Genomic DNA, 18,724 nt, shown 5'->3' on the forward strand with positions numbered 1-18,724 from the left:
CGTTCACCGCGAAACCCCGACCGGGGAAGACCGTTCACCGCGAAACCCGGTACGTGTCGAAACCCGGTACGTGTCGTGCGGGCCGTCAGGTCTCGCGGCGGAGGCCGTTCGCCGCGAGGGCGAGCGTCGCGCCGTACACCACGTGGCCGGCGGCCATCACCGCCTGACGCCCCGGCCGATCCTCGGGGATCGGGGGCAGGGCTCCCAGCTTCGGCACCCAGCCCTGGTAGCTGACGAACCAGATCGCCAGCCCGTACGCCACCCCGAGCGTCACCGGGGCACGGCGTCCCCCGCAGAGCAGGGCGAACGCGGCCCCGCCCGCGGCGCCGAAACCGAAGTGGGCGATCGCGCCCAGCACCCGCTCTCCCCGCTTGGGCCGGTGCCTGTGACCCGGCAGCAGGACGCGGACGATCCTCTTGGGCGGCTGATCGCCCATGAGACCCGCGCGGTCTCCCGCGAGCATCACCGCGCTCATCGCCGCGGTGGCGAGGACGCCGCTCCCGGCGCCCCTGACGAGATCACGAGTCACGGTCACTCCCCGCCTTCCCCGGACGGCTCCCCGAACGGTGACCGGACCCCGCGCCGGATCCTCGCGCATGCCGGCCGAGCGCGCCGAGCGTCTCCCGGGCGAGTTGCAGTTCCTCTCTCGGCCGGACCACCAGCACGGGCACGGACGCGCCGGGCGCGCTGACCGTGCCGTCGGCGTCGAGGTCGGTACGGGCGGGCGGCTCGACACCGAGCAGCGAGAGCCTGCGGCAGACGGCCTCGCGGACCTCCGGCTGGTCCCAGCCGATCTCCCCGGTGAACACGAGCGCGTCGAGGCGGTCCAGGCTCGTCGCGGCGGCGGCGATCTCCCGGCTCACCCGGTGCTCGAACACCTCCAGGGCCAGCGCGGCGGCGGGATCCCCGGAGGCGACCAGCTCCCGGGTGTCGCCCGACTTGCCGTCCGAGAGCCCGAGCAGCCCCGACCGGTGTTCCAGGCCGTCGCGCAGCTCGTCGAGCGTGAGCCGGGAACCGGACAGCAGCCACAGCAGCATGCCGGGATCGACGCTCCCCGACCGCTTGCTCATCGGGACCCCCTCCAGCGGGGTGAACCCCATCGAGGTGTCCACGCTGCGCCCCTCGCGGACGGCGCACACCGAGGAGCCTCCGCCGAGATGGGCCAGCACCACCCGCAGGGTTTCCCCGGGCCGGTCGAGCAGTTCCGCGGCCCGTCCCAGCGCCCAGGCGTACGACAGGCCGTGGAAGCCGTAGCGGCGCAGGCCGTAGCGGCTCCGCCACTCGGCGGGCAGCGCGTAGGTGGCGGCGCCGTCGGGAAGTCCCGCGTGGAAGGCGGTGTCGGGGCAGAGCACGTGCGGGACGTCGGGCAGCCTGCGCCGGGCGGCCTCGACGAGCGCGAGGGCGGGCGGCACGTGCAGCGGGGCGAGGTCGGCGTACTCCCGTACCGCCTCCAGCACGCCGTCGTCCACGACCGCCGGCTCGCGTACCGCCTCGCCCCCGTGGACGAGGCGGTGGCCGACCGCGGCGGGGCCGGCGCCGGGGGCGGCGTCGAGGAAGTCCGCGATCGCCCGCTCGGCCGTCGCGGGGTCGGGGCTCTGCTCGCTGTGCTCGGTGCGCAGGACCCGCCCGTCCCGGACGAGGTGGAGTTGGAGGCTCGACGATCCCGCGTTGACGGTGAGCACCGCCGGATCAGTGGTTCCCATCCCCCTGGCGTGCCCGAGGCCGGACAGGGCAAACGGTGCCCCGCGACGGGTCCTCGCCCGTCACTCCGCGTGGGCGGCCGCGGTGAGGACGCCGAGGCCCGTTCGACCGCGCCGACCTGGGGTGATGACGTCCCGGCCAGGTGCCGGGAACAGGTCTCGGCGCCCGGCCACCGGCCTTCCTGACCACCGATTGTTCGCAATCACTTGTTGAACTGTCATGAGCCACGGGCGTACGGTGGGGGCCAATGGCACCCGTCCTTCGTACGGCTCCCGACAGGGCGCTGTCTCCAACTGCCGTAGACAGCGGGGCGATATGACTCGACTATCCGTCACTGTGGATGCGCATCCACACTTCTCCGTGGTGACCCTGATCGGCGATCTGGACAAGTCATCGGCGCCTCTGCTGGAGGAGAGGCTCGCGGACTTCATGAGGCGCGGCCACGTCTGCCTCGTCGTCGACACGACGGGGCTGGGATTCTGCGACTCCACGGGCATCTGGGTGCTGCTGACGAGCCTGCGGCGCGCCTACGAGCGAAAAGGCTGGCTGCGCCTCGTCGGCGTGCACGGATTCCTCGGCCGCCTGCTCGACCTGACCAGGTTGCGAGAGGCGTTCCCCATCGACTCCACCGTCGAGGAGTCACTGCGCGAGGTCTCCGACGGGGTCGTCCCCGTCTCGCGCTGACCCCGACCGCCGGTGGCCCGCGGAGGTCCTGAGCGAAGACGCCGGGAGGGAAGGCGGGTACGACGGCACCCGCCCCGGAAGAGGCCGCCGGTTCCGGCAGCGGGTGAGAGGGCCGCTGCCGGGTGCCGGAGACGGATCAGTCGCGGGCGACCAGGCGGACGAACTCCTCGAAGGAGAACCGGCCGTCGCCGTCAGAGTCGCCGTTCTGGTTCAGCGACCCGATGGCCTCGGCGGGCAGGGCGGGAAAGTGCTCACCGAACTCGCTTTCCGTGATGAACCCGTCGCCATCGGTGTCGATGGCCGCGAACGCCTGCCTGAGCTCCGCCAACCGCTCCCCGTTGGGCTCTGTCGACATGGTGACCCACCTCTCTCAACGACCCGCACTTCGATCAGCAGACAACTTACGGGAGGAACCCCCCGTCCAGCCAAGTGGCCCTATATAACACGTTTTATCACCAAAAATCCTTTTTCAAGGTCGGCTCGTCCTCGGCCCGCGCCTAGACTGCGGGCATGATTCGCCCCGCAACGCCGGACGACGTACCGGCGATCATCGACATGATCCGCGGACTCGCGGAGTACGAGAGAGCGCTGGACAAGGTCGAGACCACCGCCGACATGCTCCACGAGACGCTCTTCGGCCCCTCTCCCAGCGTGTTCTGCCACATCGCCGTCGACGGGGAGAGGACCGCCGGGTTCGCGATCTGGTTCGTCTCCTACTCGACCTGGCTCGGCACCCACGGCATCTACCTCGAGGATCTCTTCGTCCACCCCGAGCACCGGGGTGGCGGGTACGGCAAGCAGCTGCTCGCCACGCTGGCGGGCATCTGCGTGGAGCGCGGCTACGGCCGCTTCGAGTGGTCGGTGCTCGACTGGAACACCCCGGCCATCGACTTCTACCGGGCGATCGGCGCGGAACACGTCGACGAATGGGACAGGTACCGGCTCTCCGGCCCCGCGCTGGAGAAGGTCGCGGCGGGAGGCACGCGGTAGCCGTACCGGAGCCGTACCGGGAAAAGGAATTCACCCCGGGCCCGCCCTCACCGCGAAGACCGGCCGGAACACCCTTCCGGCCGGTCTTTTCGTTCTCCCGTTTCTCCTGGTTCTCCTGTCTCCCGGGAGGCCCGAGCGGGAAAATCCCGCCGGGACACGCTCCGGCCGTGAACCTTTCATCCCGCGAAACCACCGCGCCTCCTCCCTGAGCTGGTACGACGAGCCGTTGCCGCACCACGGGAGAAACACTCCGTTTACATGCCGGGATCGGCGACCTAGAGTCCGTCTCGCGTGAGCGCCTCACCGCCATTGATCAGCGACTCGTCACCCCTCGAAAGGGAGGGTAATTCTGTGAGTAAATGGCGAAGTATGGCTGTCGCCGGTGTGGTCACGTTCATGACCGCGCTTCTTGCCGTCGTCCTCGTTCCCCTACCGGCCTCGGCGCACGGCGCCATGATGACGCCCGGCAGCCGGACCTTCTTCTGCTGGCAGGACGGTCTCTCCCCGCAGGGGAACATCGTGCCGATCAACCAGGCGTGCTCGGCGGCGGTGGCCCAGAGCGGGGCCAACTCGCTGTACAACTGGTTCAGCCTGCTGCGGTCCGACGGAGCCGGGCGAACCCGCGGGTTCATCCCCGACGGCAAGGTGTGCAGCGGCGGCAACCCCGGCTACAGCGGGTTCGACCTCCCGAGCGCCAACTGGCCGGTGACGCACCTGACCTCGGGCGCGTCCATCCAGTTCAAGTACAACAAGTGGGCCGCGCACCCCGGCTGGTTCTACCTCTACATCACCAAGGACGGCTGGAACCCCAACCGGGCGCTGACCTGGGACGACCTGGAGAGCGAGCCGTTCCACACGGCCGACCACCCGCAGAGCGTCGGCTCGCCGGGCACCAACGACGCCCACTACTACTGGAACGCCAGGCTCCCGTCGGGCAAGTCCGGCCGGCACATCATCTACTCGGTGTGGAAGCGTTCCGACAGCGCGGAGACGTTCTACAACTGCTCCGACGTCGTCTTCGACGGCGGCAACGGCGAGGTGACAGGCGTCGGCCGGACGGGCACCGACCCGACGCCCACCCCCACCCCCACTGTGACCCCCACCCCCACCCCCACTCCCACTCCGACCGTGACGCCGACGCCCGGACCCGGCGCGTGCACCGCCACCTACCGGACCGTCACCACCTGGTCGGGCGGCTTCCAGGGGGAGGTGACCGTGAGGAACACGGGCACGGCCGCCTTCAACGGCTGGACGGCGAGCTGGACGCTCAACAGCGGCAGCGCGGTGAACAGCCTGTGGAGCGCCACGCACACCACGTCCGGGTCCACCGTCACGGCCAAGCCCGCCGAGTGGAACCGCACGATAGCGGGCGGCGCCTCGACCACCTTCGGATTCACCGGGACGGGAACCAGCGGCTCCCCCTCCGTCACCTGCACCAGCCCCTAGCGGGACGCGGTCCCCGCCGGTACGCACCGGCGGGGACCGACCCGCGCCCGCCCCCGCTCTGTTGTGCCGGTCCGGCAGAACAGAGCGGGGGCGGACCGGCCGGCGAACCGCCGGACCGCCGCGCCTCGTGAAAGGACGGAAGAGAGTCCCGTGCCGCCCACCACGAAGATCGCCCCATTGCTGGGTCTCGTCTCGCTCGGAGCGGCGGTGGCCCTGGTCGCGGCGGCCTGCGCCGGCCGGACGGCGGAGGGCGGGCACGCCGTGGCGCACCCGCCCTCCGCGCCCTCCGCGCCCTCCCCCAACGCCCCGGCGTCCCCGTCGGTTCACGGAGACACCCCGGCATCCCCGTCGGTTCACGAAGACACCCAGGCGTCCTCGCCCTCCACGCCCGTTCACGGAACCTCCAAGCGCGACACCACCGCCAAGGCCTCCGCGAGGTGCCGGGCGACGGTCACCCTGGTGGAGTCATGGCCGGGTGGCTACCGGGGCGCCGCGACGATCAGCAACACCACCGACCAGCCGATGCGTGACTGGTACATCCAGTGGATGCAGCCGCGCGAGGCGACCTTCAGGCAGTCCTGGAACGGTACCCACATGCAGAGCGGTCCCGTCGCGATGATCCACGCTCCTGTGGAGAAGCCGTCGCTGCCGCCGGGGGAGACCGTCTCCGACATCGGCTTCGTGGGAGCCGCCGCCACTCCCCCGACCTTCACCGAGATCACCTGCGGCTGACGGGACCGGCGGCCCTGCCCGGGCTCCCACCGGCTCGGACCGTACGCGGCACTCCCACCGCCGCCGCGTACCCCGGTGGAGGGCAGACCCGAGACGCCGGTGGAGGGCAGACGCGAGACGCGGCCCCGGCCGGCCGGACCGGCCGGGATCGGTCCGGCGTCAGCGCTTGGCGTAGCGCTGCTTGAAGCGCTCGACGCGCCCGGCCGTGTCGACGACCCGGCTGCGCCCGGTGTAGAAGGGGTGGCTCGCCGAGGAGACGTCGACGTCGACCACCGGGTAGACGTTGCCGTCCTCCCACTCGACGGTCTTGCGGCTGCCGACGGTCGAACGGGTCAGGAAGGCGAAACCGGCGCTCGGGTCGCGGAAGACGACCGGGCGGTAGTCAGGGTGGATGCCCTTCTTCATGACTATCTGTCCTCTCGGAACGGAACGTGCTGGCGGACGATCGGGTCGTACTTGACGAGGGTGAGCCGGTCGGGGTCGTTACGCCGGTTCTTGCGGGTCACGTAGGTGAAACCGGTGCCCGCGGTCGACCTCAGCTTGATCACTGAGCGCACCTCGTTCCTGGCCACGGTCGGCTCCTCTCGGGTTGGCGGGTCGCACGATGCCGATGATAACGGTTTTCATTGGCTGGACATTCCCGCCCCCGGGACGGACGTGGAGCGGGCGCGGGACGGCACCGTTCCCGGGCGCGGGACGACGGCCGGGCAGGCTTCACCCTCCGGCAACCTCCCGTCCATCCGCCCCCTGTTCGCTGTGATCCATGCCGTGGCCGGAAACCGAGATCGTCGGATCGGACGTCAGCCCTCCCGTCACCGTGTACGGCACGGTGGACAGGAGTCCCGACGGGGAGCTCGCCCACGAGGGCAACAGGGTTCCCGACATCGTCGCCCTGGACCACCGGCGGCTGGTGGTCGCCTGGCGGGCCGGGGTCCGGGACGCGCGGGACCCGGCGCCGACCGACCAGGGCTCCATCATGTGCGCCCGCTCGCAGGACGGCGGCCTGACCTGGACGGTGGGCACGCTCGCCGCCGCCACCGCGACGACCCGCTACCACTACGTGATCCTCCTCAACGACGCGGGCACGCTGTACGCGCTGCTCGGCGTGATCTCCGTCGAGCGCGACCGCGACCGGGAGGGCGAGGTCGACGGCTTCCCCACCTCGCCGGCCGTCAGGAGGAGCACCGACGGCGGCCGTACGTGGACCGCCTTCCCCGTCACCGTCGACGTGCCGGACAACGGCAGGGGCGTGGTCGTCGCGGGCAGGCCGCTGCGGTTCGGCGGCGTGTGGCTGGTGCCGTACTGGCGGCACTCGGACGGCACGAACAGGGCGGGCGTGCTGCGCTCGGCCGACCTGGTGACCTGGACCTCCGGAGGGATGGCGGAGAACCCGCCGGGGGTGGCGATCGAGGAGCCGCAGATCGCGCTCTCCCAGGACGACCCCGGGACGCTCGTGATGGTGACCCGCGCCCTGGACCTGAGGAGCGGCACCTCGGCGGCGGCGCGCGACGCCCGCTACCGCTCGGGAGCGGCCCACAGCGCCACGGCGACCAGCACCGACGGCGGGCTGACGTGGTCGCCGCTGAGGCTGGACGCGGACCTGCCCAACTACTACGTCAAGACGTTCTTCACGCGCGACTCGGCGGGCCGCCACCTGGCCATCTTCAACACGCTGGCCGGGCCGTTCACCGGCTCCTCGGCGAGCAAGCCCGACCAGTACCGCGAGGTGCTCTACTACAAGGTCAGGCGGCCCGGCGAGCCCTGGGAGCCGGCGCGGCTCTTCGCCGACGGCCCCCGCCTGACGAAGGGCGCGGCCCGGGGATGGGACGTCTACCCCAGCGCCGACGAGTACGAGCCCGGCCGGTTCTTCGTCGTCTGGGAGCACAACCAGACCAACATCAAGGTCGCCAGGCTCGACATCTCCCGTCCCCTCTCCGGCGCGCCCCTCGCCGCGGGCGACTGGACCACGGGCGCGAACGCGAAGGGCTGGACGCTGGCCGGCGGCGCGCGGATCGCGGGTGGCGGGCTCCGGCTCGCGAGCACCGGCACCGCGGCGTGCCGGGCGTCCTTCCCCCTCGACGCCTCCAAGGGATGCGACTTCACCCTGGAGTTCCGCGGCCGGGTGGACGACGACAGCGCGCTCGACCCGCGTACCGGCAACGGTGTGTGCCTCGGCGCGAAGGTGGCGAACGGCGCCAGGCGGCTCATGCTGACCGTGCAGCGGAGCGGGGTCTGGACGATGCGCAAAGGCTCCGCCGTCTGGGAGAAGGTCCACTCGCTGGACGCGGCCGGCCGGACGGCGACCTGGAAGGTACGGGTGGACAGCGCGGGGACGGCCCGGCTGTTCAGGGACGGCGCCGACACCGGGGCGACCTGGGTGGTCCAGGACAGCAGGGAGAGTCCCCAGCTCACGCACTGGGTGACCGGCACCCCCGGCGGCAACGCGGCCGGGGCGACCGTCGAGTGGACCCGGCTGTCCCCCAACCTCGAGGTACTGCCCTGATTTCGCCGCTCCCCGTACAGCCGCACGGCTCTTTTCCTGCTCTCAGATGATTCGTCCCCTCGGCTCTCCGGCCCTCCAGGGGGTGAGGCGGTAGCTTGGAGACCGCCATCACAGAGGAAGAGAGATCGTGACCACGTCTATTCATCAGCGGATCGCCGAAGAGCTGGGTGTGCGCGAGCGACAGGTGAGTGCGGCGGTGGACCTGCTCGACGGCGGGGCCACCGTGCCGTTCATCGCCCGCTACCGCAAGGAAGCCACCGAGATGCTCGACGACACGCAGCTGCGCACGCTGGAGGAGCGGCTGCGTTACCTGCGGGAGCTGGAGGAGCGGCGCACCGCGATCCTGGAGTCCATCCAGGGCCAGGGCAAGCTCGACGACACCCTGCGGGCGCAGATCCTGGCGGCCGACTCCAAGGCCCGCCTGGAGGACATCTACCTTCCGTACAAGCCCAAGCGGCGGACCAAGGCGCAGATCGCCAGGGAGGCGGGGCTCGAACCGCTCGCCGACGGCCTGCTGGCGGACCCGTCCGTCGACCCGCGGGCCGCGGCGGAGGCGTTCGTCGGCGAGGGGGTGGCCGACGCGGCCGCCGCCCTGGACGGTGCCCGCGCGATCCTGGTCGAGCGGTTCGGCGAGGACGCCGACCTGGTCGGCGAGCTGCGCGAGCGGATGTGGACGAAGGGACGCCTGGTCGCGGCGGTCCGCGAGGGCAAGGAGGAGGCGGGCGCCAAGTTCTCCGACTACTTCGACTTCGCCGAGCCGTTCACCAAGCTGCCCTCACACCGGATCCTGGCGATGTTCCGCGGCGAGAAGGAGGAGATCCTCACCCTCACCCTGGAGCCCGAGCAGGAGCCCACCGGCACCTACGAGGGCCGCATCGCGCACCGCTTCGGCATCTCCGACCAGGGGCGGCCCGCCGACGCGTGGCTGGCCGACACGGTCCGCTGGGCCTGGCGCACCCGCGTCCTCGTCCACCTCGGCATCGACCTGCGGATGCGCATGTGGCAGGCAGCCGAGGAGGAGGCGGTGCGCGTGTTCGCCGCGAACCTGCGCGACCTGCTGCTCGCCGCGCCCGCCGGGAGCCGCGCGACCATGGGGCTGGACCCCGGGCTGCGCACCGGGGTGAAGGTCGCGGTGGTCGACGCGACCGGCAAGGTGCTGGCGACCGACACGATCTATCCTCACGAGCCGCGCCGCCAGTGGGACCAGTCGCTGGCCACCCTCGCCGCGCTGGCGAGGAAGCACGACGTCGAGCTCGTCTCGATCGGCAACGGCACCGCCTCGCGCGAGACCGACAAGCTCGCCGGCGAGCTGGTGAAGCTGGTCCCCGGGCTGACCAAGGTCGTGGTGTCGGAGGCCGGAGCCTCCGTCTACTCCGCCTCCGCGTTCGCCTCGCAGGAGCTGCCCGGCATGGACGTGTCGCTGCGCGGCGCCGTGTCGATCGCCAGGCGGCTCCAGGACCCGCTGGCCGAGCTGGTCAAGATCGACCCCAAGTCGATCGGCGTCGGCCAGTACCAGCACGACCTCGCCGAGACCAAGCTCTCCCGCTCGCTCGACGCCGTGGTGGAGGACTGCGTGAACGCGGTCGGCGTCGACGTCAACACCGCCTCGGCGCCACTGCTCACCCGCGTCTCCGGCATCGGCTCCGGGCTCGCGGAGAACATCGTCCAGCACCGCGACGCCAACGGCCCGTTCCGCTCCCGTAAGGCGCTGAAGGAGGTCCCCAGGCTCGGCCCGAAGGCCTTCGAGCAGTGCGCGGGCTTCCTGCGCATCCGCGGCGGCGACGACCCGCTCGACACCTCCAGCGTGCACCCGGAGGCGTACCCGGTGGTGCGGCGCATCCTGAAGAGCACCGGCGGCGACCTCGCGTCCCTGATCGGCAACGGCACGGCGCTGCGGGCCCTGCGCCCGCAGGAGTTCGTGGACGACACCTTCGGCCTGCCGACCGTCACCGACATCCTCGCCGAGCTGGAGAAGCCGGGCCGTGACCCGCGTCCCGCCTTCAAGACCGCGACCTTCAAGGAGGGCGTGGAGAAACTCTCCGACCTCACGCCCGGCATGCTGCTGGAGGGCGTGGTCACCAACGTCGCCGCCTTCGGCGCGTTCGTCGACGTCGGCGTGCACCAGGACGGCCTGGTCCACGTGTCGGCGCTGTCGCACAACTTCGTCAAGGACCCGCGCGAGGTGGTCAAGCCCGGCGACATCGTCCGGGTGAAGGTGCTCGACGTCGACATCCCGCGCAAGCGCATCTCGCTCACCCTCCGGCTGGAGGACGACGTCAAGCCCTCAGGCCCCCGAGGGCCGCGCGACCAGCGCGACCAGCAGGGCGGTGGGCAGCGCCAGGGCGACGGCGGCGGCAGGCGCGGTGGCGGGCAGGGCGGCGGGCAGGGCGGCGGGCAGGGCGGCGGGCAGGGCGGCGGGCAGGGACGCGGCGGGCAGGGCGGGCAGGGTCGCGGCGACCGGCAGCGCCAGGAGGGCGGCGGCGGCAGGCAGCGCAACGCGCCGAGCGGCGCGATGGCCGACGCGCTGCGCCGTGCCGGGCTCGACGGCTCCGGCGGCAAACGCTAGGCACCCACTGGACACCCCGCCGCGCACCCGCACGGGACACACCGCCCCGCGCGGGTGCGCGGACCGGGTGCCGCGACGACCGCGGGCACCCGAGCGGCATCGGGACCGGTAGGGCCACCGCCTTCACACGACGGCGGTGGCCCTGCCGTTACCCGGGCCCTGCCGTCGACCCGGGCCCTGCCGGTCGATCCGAGCCCTGCTGTTACCCGGGCTCTACCGTTGCCCGAGCCCTGCCGTTACCCTGGGGGCGAGATGACGTCGTCGATGGTCCGGACGCACCGCTGAAGCGTTCACCACCATGATTCCTGCCACCCGCGCGGAGGTCCTCCGCGACCGGTCGTGAACGGCCCCGCCATCCGGGTCCGCACCCGCAAGGACCTGCGGGCGACCCGTCGCCCGCGCCCGCCCCGCTGTCTCGGCCACTTGTACGTCGCCCCGCTGTGGCCCCTGCACGGGCTCAACCTCGGCACCCTGCTGCGAACCTGTGACGCGGTCGGCGCGTGCATGGCCGTGCCCCGCCTGTCCTGGGTCCCCGAGGCCCTGGACCGGGGCAACACCCTGCGTCGACCGGCCTGCGTGCACTGGGTGCGCGACCCGTTGACCTGGCTCGCCGACCAGCGCTCCGCCGGACATCACGTCCTCGGCGTGGAACTGGCGGAGGAGGCCGTCCGCCTCGCGGACCTGCCCATGGCCCGCCGCCCCACGGTCGCCGTCCTCGGCCACGAGCGTGACGGCATCCCGCCGGAGGCCCTCGACCTGCTCGAGACCGCGGTGGAGATCCCGATGATCGGCACGGGGGCCAGCCTCAACGTGGCCGTCGCCGGATCGCTGGTCCTCTACAAACTGGCCGGGTTCACCTGAACCGGGTCACGCGTGCGAACGTGAGGCGTGCGAAGCCCTCACCGGCGACCGGTCGTCGGCGCCATTGCCCGGTGCCATACCGCCGCCGCTGACCGGTCGTCGGCGCCGTGTCACCGCCGCTGACCGATACCCGGCGCCGTGTCGCCGGCGCGGGAACGGCGGCCGGTGCCGGCGGCTCCGCTCACCGGGAGCGGCGGCCCCTGCGGAAGGCGGAGACGGCGAGGACGAGGCCGACGGCGAGGGTGGCCAGGCCGATCCAGAACCACTCCCGCGCACCGCTCATGGAGCTGCCGCCCACGTACCCGAGGCCCTGGAGCGCCCAGAGGCCGCCCGCCAGCACGAGCAGGACGCCGAGGCCGATCGGAAGCCAGGTCCTCATCGCTCACAGATCCTTCGTGGTGCGCAGATCGTGGAACTCGGAGGCGAGGAGGCCGAACAGCGCCTCGTCGACGAAGGACCCCGCCACCCAGGCGTGCTCGCGGAGCGTGCCCTCGCGCCGGAAGCCGGTCTTCTCGGCGGCGGCGATCATCGCGCTGTTGGTGGCGAGCGTCTCCAGGCCCAGCCGGTTCAGGCCGCGGATGCGGAAGGCGTAGTCGCACAGCAGCCTCAGCGCGTCGGGGGCGTAGCCGCGGCCGCGCGCCTCGGGAAGCAGCGAGATGCCCAGGTGCCCGTTGCGGTTGAGGGTGTCGATCCCCCAGACGTTGCCGGATCCGAGCAGGTCCCCGGAGAGGGACTGGATGGCGAAGTCGACGTTGGCCGGATCGGGCTTGCGCCGCTCGTAGTGGGCGATGGCCTGGTCGATCGTCTCGGGAACCCAGGGCGTCGTGGTGGCTCCGGCCGCCGTCTCCACGTCGTCGTTCAACCGGTGGAGCGGGACCAGGTCCTCCTTGGTGATGGCCCTGAGCAGGACCCTGTCTCCACGAAGCATGAGCGAAACCCCACTGTTGTCGATCGGCGGGCGGCGGGCGAGAGAGCTCGCCGTATACCGGACATCACACCATACGAAAAGTCGGGAAGGACACCGAATAACACCACGCCGCGGATGGCCGGGACGGCGTCCCGCCACGAGCGCGGAGCACCGCACGCGGCACCGGATCGCACGGTGCCGTGGCCGGCCCGGTGCCGCACCGGACCGCATGCGCCTCTCCGGCCCCCGCCCCGGGATTTCCTGACAGAAGATCCTGACAGCACGGTCTCCTGGAACGTTCCCTTCAGGAGTTCCACCGTAAATAAACTTTCCTTTTCACCGCAAGTTCACAGCGTTCCGCACGATCCGGAACCCGAAGCCGTGACGCTTTTTTTACTCCTTGTATTGACTTGAGAATGAAGGCTGGCCTAAGGTCCCGGGCAAGCGAGACCTTGCCGTGAAGGGACCCCCATGACTCGCTCCCCTGACGCCGGACGGCGGCGGGCGTGGTGATCACGCTCGCCCCGCCGCCCTGACCACACCCGTCACGAGTGTGAGGCGCACTGGCCGCCCCCCGCCCCGTGAAGGCTTCGTTCTCCCTGCCGTATCCGTCGCGGCAGGGCCCAGGACGCGCCGAGCAGCGCGTGCCGCCGTATGGCGGGCCCGCCCCCCGGGCCACCGTGCGGCCGCTCGCGGAAAGCACGCTCGCCGCGTCCGGCACCACCCGCATGTCACCCCCTGATACGGGTCGTGACGTCACGCGCGCGTCGCGTCCCCACCGGGGTGCGGCGTCACCCGTACGTCGCTCCCCAAGACGGAAGGAAATCCGCGCATGGACACCGGACAGTCGCCTCGCCGGCGCCGTCGCATGTCGCTTCCCACCACCCTCGGCGGGATGTTCACCGTTGTCGTCCTCGCTCTCGCCGGCGTGACGACCGCGACGCCGGCCGCCGCCGCCACCGGGCAGATCACCGGCATCGGCGGCAAGTGCGTCGACGTCGCCGCCGCCAACAGCGCCAACGGCACCCCCATCCAGCTGTACGACTGCAACGGCAGCTCGGCACAGCAGTGGACCCGCAACGGCGACGGCACGGTGCGCGCCCTCGGCAAGTGCCTGGACGTCACCGCCGCCTCCACCGCCAACGGAGCGCAGATCCAGCTGTACGACTGCAACGGCACCGCGGCGCAGCAGTGGACCTACAGCGCGGCGAAAGACCTGGTGAACCCGGCCGCCGACAAGTGCCTGGACGCCACCGGCCAGTCCAGCGCCAACGGCACCCGCCTGCAGATCTGGACCTGCACCGGCACCGCCAACCAGAAGTGGAACGCCCCGAGCGACGGCGGCAACCCGCCCACGGACCCCCCGCCGGCCGGCAAGATGGCCGGGGCCCCGTACCTCTACATGGGCTGGGGCAACCCGCCGAGCCCGGCGACGATCATGAGCACCACCGGTGTGAAGTCCTTCACCATGGCGTTCATCCTGTCCGGCGGCGGCTGCACCCCGCGCTGGGACGGCTCCAGGCCGCTGACCGGCGGCACCGACCAGGCCGCGATCAACCAGATCAAGGCCGCGGGCGGCAGCGTCCAGGTCTCCTTCGGCGGCTGGTCGGGCAACAAGCTCGGCCCGAACTGCTCCACCCCGGCCGCCTACGCCGGAGCCGTGCAGCAGGTCATCAACGCCGTCGGCCCCGCGGTCGTCGACTTCGACATCGAGAACAACGACGAGTTCGAGAACTTCACCGTCCAGGACCGCATCCTCAACGGCCTGAAGATCGTCAAGCAGAACAACCCGAACGTCAAGATCGCCGTCACCATCGGTACCGGGATCAACGGCCCCAGCTCGACCGGTGTCCGCCTGATCAACCAGGCCAGGGCGCTCAACGTGCCGATCGACAACTACACGATCATGCCGTTCAACTTCGGCGCCTCCAACATCTACAACGCCACCGTCAGCGCCTCCGAGGGCCTGAAGAACGCGCTCAAGGCCGCCAACGGCTGGACCGACGCGCAGGCGTACGCCCGGATGGGCATCTCCGGCATGAACGGCCTGTCCGACCAGGGCGAGCTGACCACCACGCAGACCTGGACCCAGATCCGCGACTGGGCCAGGTCCAAGGGCCTGACCCGCTTCGCCTACTGGGCGGTCAACCGCGACCGTCCCTGCCCCGGCGGCGACGCGGGCTCCGAGTGCAGCGGCATCTCCCAGCCCAACTGGGAGTTCACCCGCATCACGGCCGGCTTCTAGGCGATGGCGCCCCCTCCCAGCTCTTTCAGCCCTTCCAGCTTCCAGCGGACACCGGATCGAAAGGAACAGCCGATGATCCCCACCAGCCCGGCGCCCCTTCCCGGCCCCCGCCCCTCGCGGAGCCACTCACCGGGCCACTCGCAGGGCCACTCACCGGGCCACTCACAGGGTTCCTCGCGGACGCGGCGCGCGCGGCTCGGCGGCCTCCTGGCCGCGACGCTCCTCGCCCTCGGCTCCGCCACGCTCGTCCCCTCCCCGGCGGGTGCCCAGGCCACCGCCGCGCAGAGCACCACCACACAGAGCACCACCGCCCAGCGGGCCCTGGCGGCACCCGCCCCCGGCCCCCTCGTGTGGTCGGACGAGTTCAACGCCGCCTCCGGCGCCGGCCCCGACACCACCAAGTGGCGCCGGGACGTCGGCGGCGGCGGCTGGGGGAACAACGAGCGGCAGTACTACACGGCCGGCAACGAGAACATCGCCCACGACGGCGCGGGCAACCTGGTCATCACCGCGCGCAAGGGCAACCCCGCCGGACTCGGCTGCTGGTACGGCTCGTGCGAGTACACCTCGGGCAAGCTGACCACCGCCGCGACCTTCACCCGCGCCTACGGCCGCTTCGAGGCGCGGATGAAGCTCCCCCGGGGCAAGGGCATGTGGCCCGCGTTCTGGATGCTGGGCACCGGAGGGGCCCAGTGGCCCGCCAACGGCGAGATCGACATCATGGAGAACGTCGGCAGCGTCCCCGGGCAGGTGCTCGGCAGCCTCCACGGCCCCGGCTACTTCGGGGCCAACCCGCTGAGCGGCAGCTACAACCTCCCCGCGGGCCAGGCCTTCGCCGACGCCTTCCACACCTTCGCCGTCGACTGGGAACCCGGCGCGGTGACCTGGTACGTCGACGGCGTCCAGTACTCCAGGAAGACCCCCGCCGACACGCGGGGCAACCCCTGGGTCTACGACCACCCGTTCTTCATGATCCTCAACCTGGCCGTCGGCGGTAACTGGCCCGGCTCGCCCGACGCCTCCACCACCTTCCCCCAGCAGCTCACCGTCGACTACGTCCGCGTCTACGCCCCGCCCAGCGGCGGCGGCCGCACGGGCCAGATCACCGGTATCGGCGGCAAGTGCGTCGACGTCGCCGCCGCCAACAGCGCCAACGGCACCCCCATCCAGCTGTACGACTGCAACGGCACCACCGCCCAGCAGTGGACCCTGGGCACCGACGGCACCGTGCGCGCCCTCGGCAAGTGCCTGGACGTCACCGCCGCCTCCACCGCCGACGGAGCGCAGATCCAGCTGTACGACTGCAACGGCACCACCGCCCAGCGGTGGACCTACAACGCCGCGACCCGGGATCTGGTGAACCCGGCCGCCAACAAGTGCCTGGACGCCACCGGCCAGTCCAGCGCCAACGGCACCCGCCTGCAGATCTGGACCTGCACCGGCACCGCCAACCAGAAGTGGAACGCCCCCACCTGACCGACCCCGCCTGACCCGGCCTGACCTCGCCTGACCTGGCCTTACCCGGCCTGACCCGGCCCGGCCCGTCGCGGGCCGGAACCCGCACCCTCGGTTCCGGCCCGCGACGGGCTTCTCCCGTTCGCCGCCGCTCACGACACGGTGACCGTGTCACCGACCGCGATCGTGCCGAGGGCGCGCGGGATGCCGAGCCGGCCGAACATGACGCCGCGATCGCCCTCGAAGACCCGGGTCCGGTAGCCGGCCAGCACCCGGAGAGGCTCGCCGTTCCTGCGTGCGGAGTCCTGGTCGACGTTGATGATGACGCAGCGCGCGCAGGGCTTGATGAACTCGATCTCGGCGGTGCCGACGCGCAGCGTGGACAACGCGTCCTCCCCGTAGGGGCCGAGGCCCTCCAGCACGATGTTGGGCCGGAACCTGTTCATCGGCAGCGGGCCGTCCACGCGCCGGTTCAGGTCGTCGAGGGACTCGCGTGACAGTACGGAGAGCGGGTGGGCGTCGGCGAACGCCAGCGTGCCGCCGCCCCGCGAGGTGGGCCGGGTGCCGGCGAAGCGGACCAGGCGGCAGGGCTCTCCGAGGAGGCCGGAGAACCACGCGGCGGCCTCCTCCCCCTGGTCCACGCCCTGGCAGGGCTTCCCGTGCACGGTCACCTCCAGCACCGGCCCGTCCACCGGCTCGTGGACCAGGGGTGCCACCGCCCCGGGCGCGCCCACGACGAGCTCCGTGCCGTCGTACGCGGGCCGCAGCGTCGCCAGCCGGGGCAGCTCCCGCTGTGACAGGTGCCGCAGGTCCGGCCGGACCAGCATGAACTCGCGGTCGTGCCGCAGCCCGGTCGGTGTCAGCTCGGCGCCGGCCAGAGGGGTGCCGCCCGCGCTTTTTAGCGGGAAAACGTTCAGTTCCACGACGACGGCGACCGCGCTCTCCCCGCCGCGCGCCGAGCGCCCCCGCGCGAACCCCTCGCGCGCCGAGCCTTCAGCCGAGCCTTCACCTGCGGGGTTCTCCCCCGTCCTCGCCGGGACCGCGCCGCGGAAGTCATGCACCATGTATCGGACGCTAGGACATCCACCCGGAAGAGAGGCCAGGAAGCGACAGTATCTTACAAAATCTCGTCAGTTTTGCCGCCGACGGTCCATCGGGAGGATCAGAGCAGGCGCCTGATGTCGCCGTACGCCCGGTAGAAACCGCCCCGCTCGGAGAAACGGACGCCCTCGACGAGATAGCGGGCCCCGGCCTCGCGCACGCCCTTGGGGAACTGGACGTTACGCCGCACGTCGTAACCCTCGCTGACCACCCGCACCCGGAGCCGCTCGCCCTCGCTGAAGCACTCCACCACCACGCCGTCGCCGGTGTCCGGGACGGCCTCGAACGTCACGGTCTCCAGCGCGGTGGTGGGCTCCACCACCGCCAGCCCGGCGGACGCCTTGACGTCCACGGCCTCGGGGACGGTGCCGTCCTGGGCCGCCCTGATCGCCTCCTCGGTGGCGTCGATGCAGGCCAGGGTGCCGTCGGTGGTCACGATGTAGAGGCGGTCGTCGAGATACTGCATGGAGAAGGCGGAGCCGCAGCCGGTCGCCAGCTTCCACAGGCGCTCGCCGCTCTGGTCGAAGCAGTAGATCGAGGAGTGGTTGTCACCGGCGAAGACGTACCGGCCGCCGGGGGCCGTGGCGCAGGAGAAGACCGTGGCGTCGCAGCGGTAGACCGCCTGGGAGGCGCCGTCCGACTTGCGCAGGCGGTGCACGGCCGAGCGCGAGGTACCGGCGTAGACCGAGTCGGCCTCCTGCCAGCCGAACAGCACCGCGCCGGTGAGGGGCGTCTCCCAGACCGGCGTTCCGTCGGCGGCGTCGTAGCGGGCCACCCCGGTGGAGTGCCCGTGGTAGACGGCCTCGTCGTCGCAGCGGACCATCCAGGCCGAGTCGCCCCTGCCCTTGCGCGCCCACTGGAACTCGTCCTCGTGGTCGATGGTGGTGATCCGCCCGGCGCGGTCGGAGACGCCCAGCACGCCGTCGTGGATGTCCAGCCAGTAGATGTCGACGTCCTCGGCGATCTCGTACGCGACCCTGGGGACCTTGCCGCCGAGGTCGTAGACCTTGCCGTCGTCGGCGCCCGCGTAGATCCAGAAGTCGTCGCCGACGATGCACTTGACCCCGTCGGGCAGCTTGAAGCGGCCGGTGACGGTGCCGCCGTGGGTGACGGTGTAGACGTCGCCGCGCTGGTTTCCGACCCAGCAGCGCTCGGAGTCGACGAAGATGCCGAACGCCGCCGCGCCGCTGGCGAAGCGCCACAGCACCGGCGCCTGGGTGGCGGTGGAGCGGGTGCTCTCCACGCTGCGCCGGGTGACCGCTCGGCGCTGGCGCACCCCCTGGACCGCGGGGGCGTAACCCCGGCGGACCTTCTCGTTGATCTTCTTCGCCGCGGCCGCCTCGGCCTTCGCCGCGCTGGCGAACGCCGACGCCTTGGCCTGGCCCGTCTCGCCGATGCGGCCGTACCTGATCGTCACCTCGGTCCCGTCGACCACGACCTCGTAGAACTTGTGCGAGCTCCCGCCGTCCTCGGACAGTTCCAGGTAAGTGCTCCGCGCGGCCATGCTCCACCTTCTCGGTTGATCGACTTTCC

Annotated in this window: 18 protein-coding genes; 9 read left to right on the forward strand and 9 right to left on the reverse strand. The window is 71.6% G+C overall.

Translation table 11 applies throughout. The features are described 5' to 3' along the window. Nucleotides 1-85: 85 nt before the first annotated feature. Nucleotides 86-529 carry a DUF6789 family protein gene (locus tag AB0F88_RS22650; RefSeq protein ID WP_362687217.1) on the reverse strand — a complete coding sequence of 148 codons (444 nt, stop codon included), beginning with the start codon at nt 527-529 and terminating at the stop codon, nt 86-88. After that, nucleotides 519-1,703, reverse strand: a complete 1,185-nt coding sequence (locus AB0F88_RS22655) for an acetate/propionate family kinase (protein ID WP_362687220.1) — start codon at nt 1,701-1,703, stop codon at nt 519-521. The genes AB0F88_RS22650 and AB0F88_RS22655 overlap by 11 nt, the downstream gene beginning before the upstream one ends. Before the next feature lie 334 nt (nt 1,704-2,037). Here AB0F88_RS22655 and AB0F88_RS22660 point away from each other — a divergent pair, with 334 nt between their 5' ends. Then, nucleotides 2,038-2,385, forward strand: a complete 348-nt coding sequence (locus AB0F88_RS22660; RefSeq protein ID WP_362687222.1) for an STAS domain-containing protein — start codon at nt 2,038-2,040, stop codon at nt 2,383-2,385. 136 nt (nt 2,386-2,521) lie between these two features. On the opposite strand, the gene AB0F88_RS22665 is transcribed toward AB0F88_RS22660, so the two are convergent. Then, nucleotides 2,522-2,740, reverse strand: coding sequence for an EF-hand domain-containing protein (locus AB0F88_RS22665; protein ID WP_362687225.1), 219 nt, complete (start codon nt 2,738-2,740; stop codon nt 2,522-2,524). Between the two features lie 155 nt (nt 2,741-2,895). Between AB0F88_RS22665 and AB0F88_RS22670 the strand changes: the two genes are divergently transcribed. The 3 genes from AB0F88_RS22670 (at nt 2,896) to AB0F88_RS22680 (ending at nt 5,553) form a co-directional block, all read left to right on the forward strand. Further along, nucleotides 2,896-3,375, forward strand: a complete 480-nt coding sequence (locus tag AB0F88_RS22670; RefSeq protein WP_362687227.1) for a GNAT family N-acetyltransferase — start codon at nt 2,896-2,898, stop codon at nt 3,373-3,375. A 396-nt stretch (nt 3,376-3,771) separates the two neighbouring features. Further along, on the forward strand, nt 3,772-4,821 hold the full coding sequence (locus tag AB0F88_RS22675) for a lytic polysaccharide monooxygenase (RefSeq protein WP_362687230.1): 1,050 nt from the start codon (nt 3,772-3,774) through the stop codon (nt 4,819-4,821). 150 nt (nt 4,822-4,971) lie between these two features. Next, the gene (locus tag AB0F88_RS22680) at nt 4,972-5,553 is read left to right on the forward strand and encodes a cellulose binding domain-containing protein (protein WP_362687233.1); all 582 of its coding nucleotides are present in this window, start codon (nt 4,972-4,974) and stop codon (nt 5,551-5,553) included. Between the two features lie 159 nt (nt 5,554-5,712). On the opposite strand, the gene AB0F88_RS22685 is transcribed toward AB0F88_RS22680, so the two are convergent. Both AB0F88_RS22685 and rpmG read right to left on the reverse strand, forming a co-directional pair. After that, entirely contained in the window at nt 5,713-5,958 is a 246-nt protein-coding gene (locus tag AB0F88_RS22685; RefSeq protein WP_362687236.1) for a type B 50S ribosomal protein L31, read from the reverse strand. Between the two features lie 2 nt (nt 5,959-5,960). Beyond that, entirely contained in the window at nt 5,961-6,125 is a 165-nt protein-coding gene (rpmG, locus tag AB0F88_RS22690; RefSeq protein WP_329084587.1) for a 50S ribosomal protein L33, read from the reverse strand. Between the two features lie 191 nt (nt 6,126-6,316). Between rpmG and AB0F88_RS22695 the strand changes: the two genes are divergently transcribed. From AB0F88_RS22695 to AB0F88_RS22705, 3 genes are all read left to right on the forward strand, one after another. Next, nucleotides 6,317-8,056, forward strand: coding sequence for a sialidase family protein (locus AB0F88_RS22695; protein WP_362687241.1), 1,740 nt, complete (start codon nt 6,317-6,319; stop codon nt 8,054-8,056). A 127-nt stretch (nt 8,057-8,183) separates the two neighbouring features. Further along, nucleotides 8,184-10,622: a Tex family protein gene (locus AB0F88_RS22700; RefSeq protein ID WP_362687244.1), complete on the forward strand. Its 2,439-nt coding sequence runs from the start codon at nt 8,184-8,186 to the stop codon at nt 10,620-10,622. Between the two features lie 339 nt (nt 10,623-10,961). After that, nucleotides 10,962-11,483: a TrmH family RNA methyltransferase gene (locus AB0F88_RS22705; protein WP_362687247.1), complete on the forward strand. Its 522-nt coding sequence runs from the start codon at nt 10,962-10,964 to the stop codon at nt 11,481-11,483. A gap of 181 nt (nt 11,484-11,664) precedes the next feature. Here AB0F88_RS22705 and AB0F88_RS22710 read toward each other — a convergent pair whose 3' ends face one another. Both AB0F88_RS22710 and AB0F88_RS22715 read right to left on the reverse strand, forming a co-directional pair. Next, nucleotides 11,665-11,862, reverse strand: a complete 198-nt coding sequence (locus AB0F88_RS22710) for a hypothetical protein (RefSeq protein WP_362687250.1) — start codon at nt 11,860-11,862, stop codon at nt 11,665-11,667. Between the two features lie 3 nt (nt 11,863-11,865). Then, a complete protein-coding gene (locus AB0F88_RS22715; RefSeq protein ID WP_362687253.1) occupies nt 11,866-12,411 on the reverse strand; it encodes a GNAT family protein in 546 nt (181 codons plus the stop codon). 811 nt (nt 12,412-13,222) lie between these two features. On the opposite strand from AB0F88_RS22715, the gene AB0F88_RS22720 reads away from it, so the two are divergent. Next, nucleotides 13,223-14,635, forward strand: coding sequence for a ricin-type beta-trefoil lectin domain protein (locus AB0F88_RS22720; protein WP_362687256.1), 1,413 nt, complete (start codon nt 13,223-13,225; stop codon nt 14,633-14,635). A gap of 72 nt (nt 14,636-14,707) precedes the next feature. Further along, a complete protein-coding gene (locus AB0F88_RS22725; protein ID WP_362687259.1) occupies nt 14,708-16,111 on the forward strand; it encodes a family 16 glycosylhydrolase in 1,404 nt (467 codons plus the stop codon). A 131-nt stretch (nt 16,112-16,242) separates the two neighbouring features. Here AB0F88_RS22725 and AB0F88_RS22730 read toward each other — a convergent pair whose 3' ends face one another. Beyond that, entirely contained in the window at nt 16,243-17,154 is a 912-nt protein-coding gene (locus AB0F88_RS22730) for an MOSC N-terminal beta barrel domain-containing protein (RefSeq protein WP_362687262.1), read from the reverse strand. 98 nt (nt 17,155-17,252) lie between these two features. Next, complete coding sequence (locus tag AB0F88_RS22735; RefSeq protein WP_362687265.1) at nt 17,253-18,695, reverse strand: WGR domain-containing protein; 1,443 nt, start codon at nt 18,693-18,695, stop codon at nt 17,253-17,255. Between the last annotated feature and the right edge of the window lie 29 nt (nt 18,696-18,724).

The sequence above is a fragment of the Streptosporangium sp. NPDC023963 genome (genome assembly GCF_040639135.1).
GTDB lineage: Bacteria > Actinomycetota > Actinomycetes > Streptosporangiales > Streptosporangiaceae > Streptosporangium.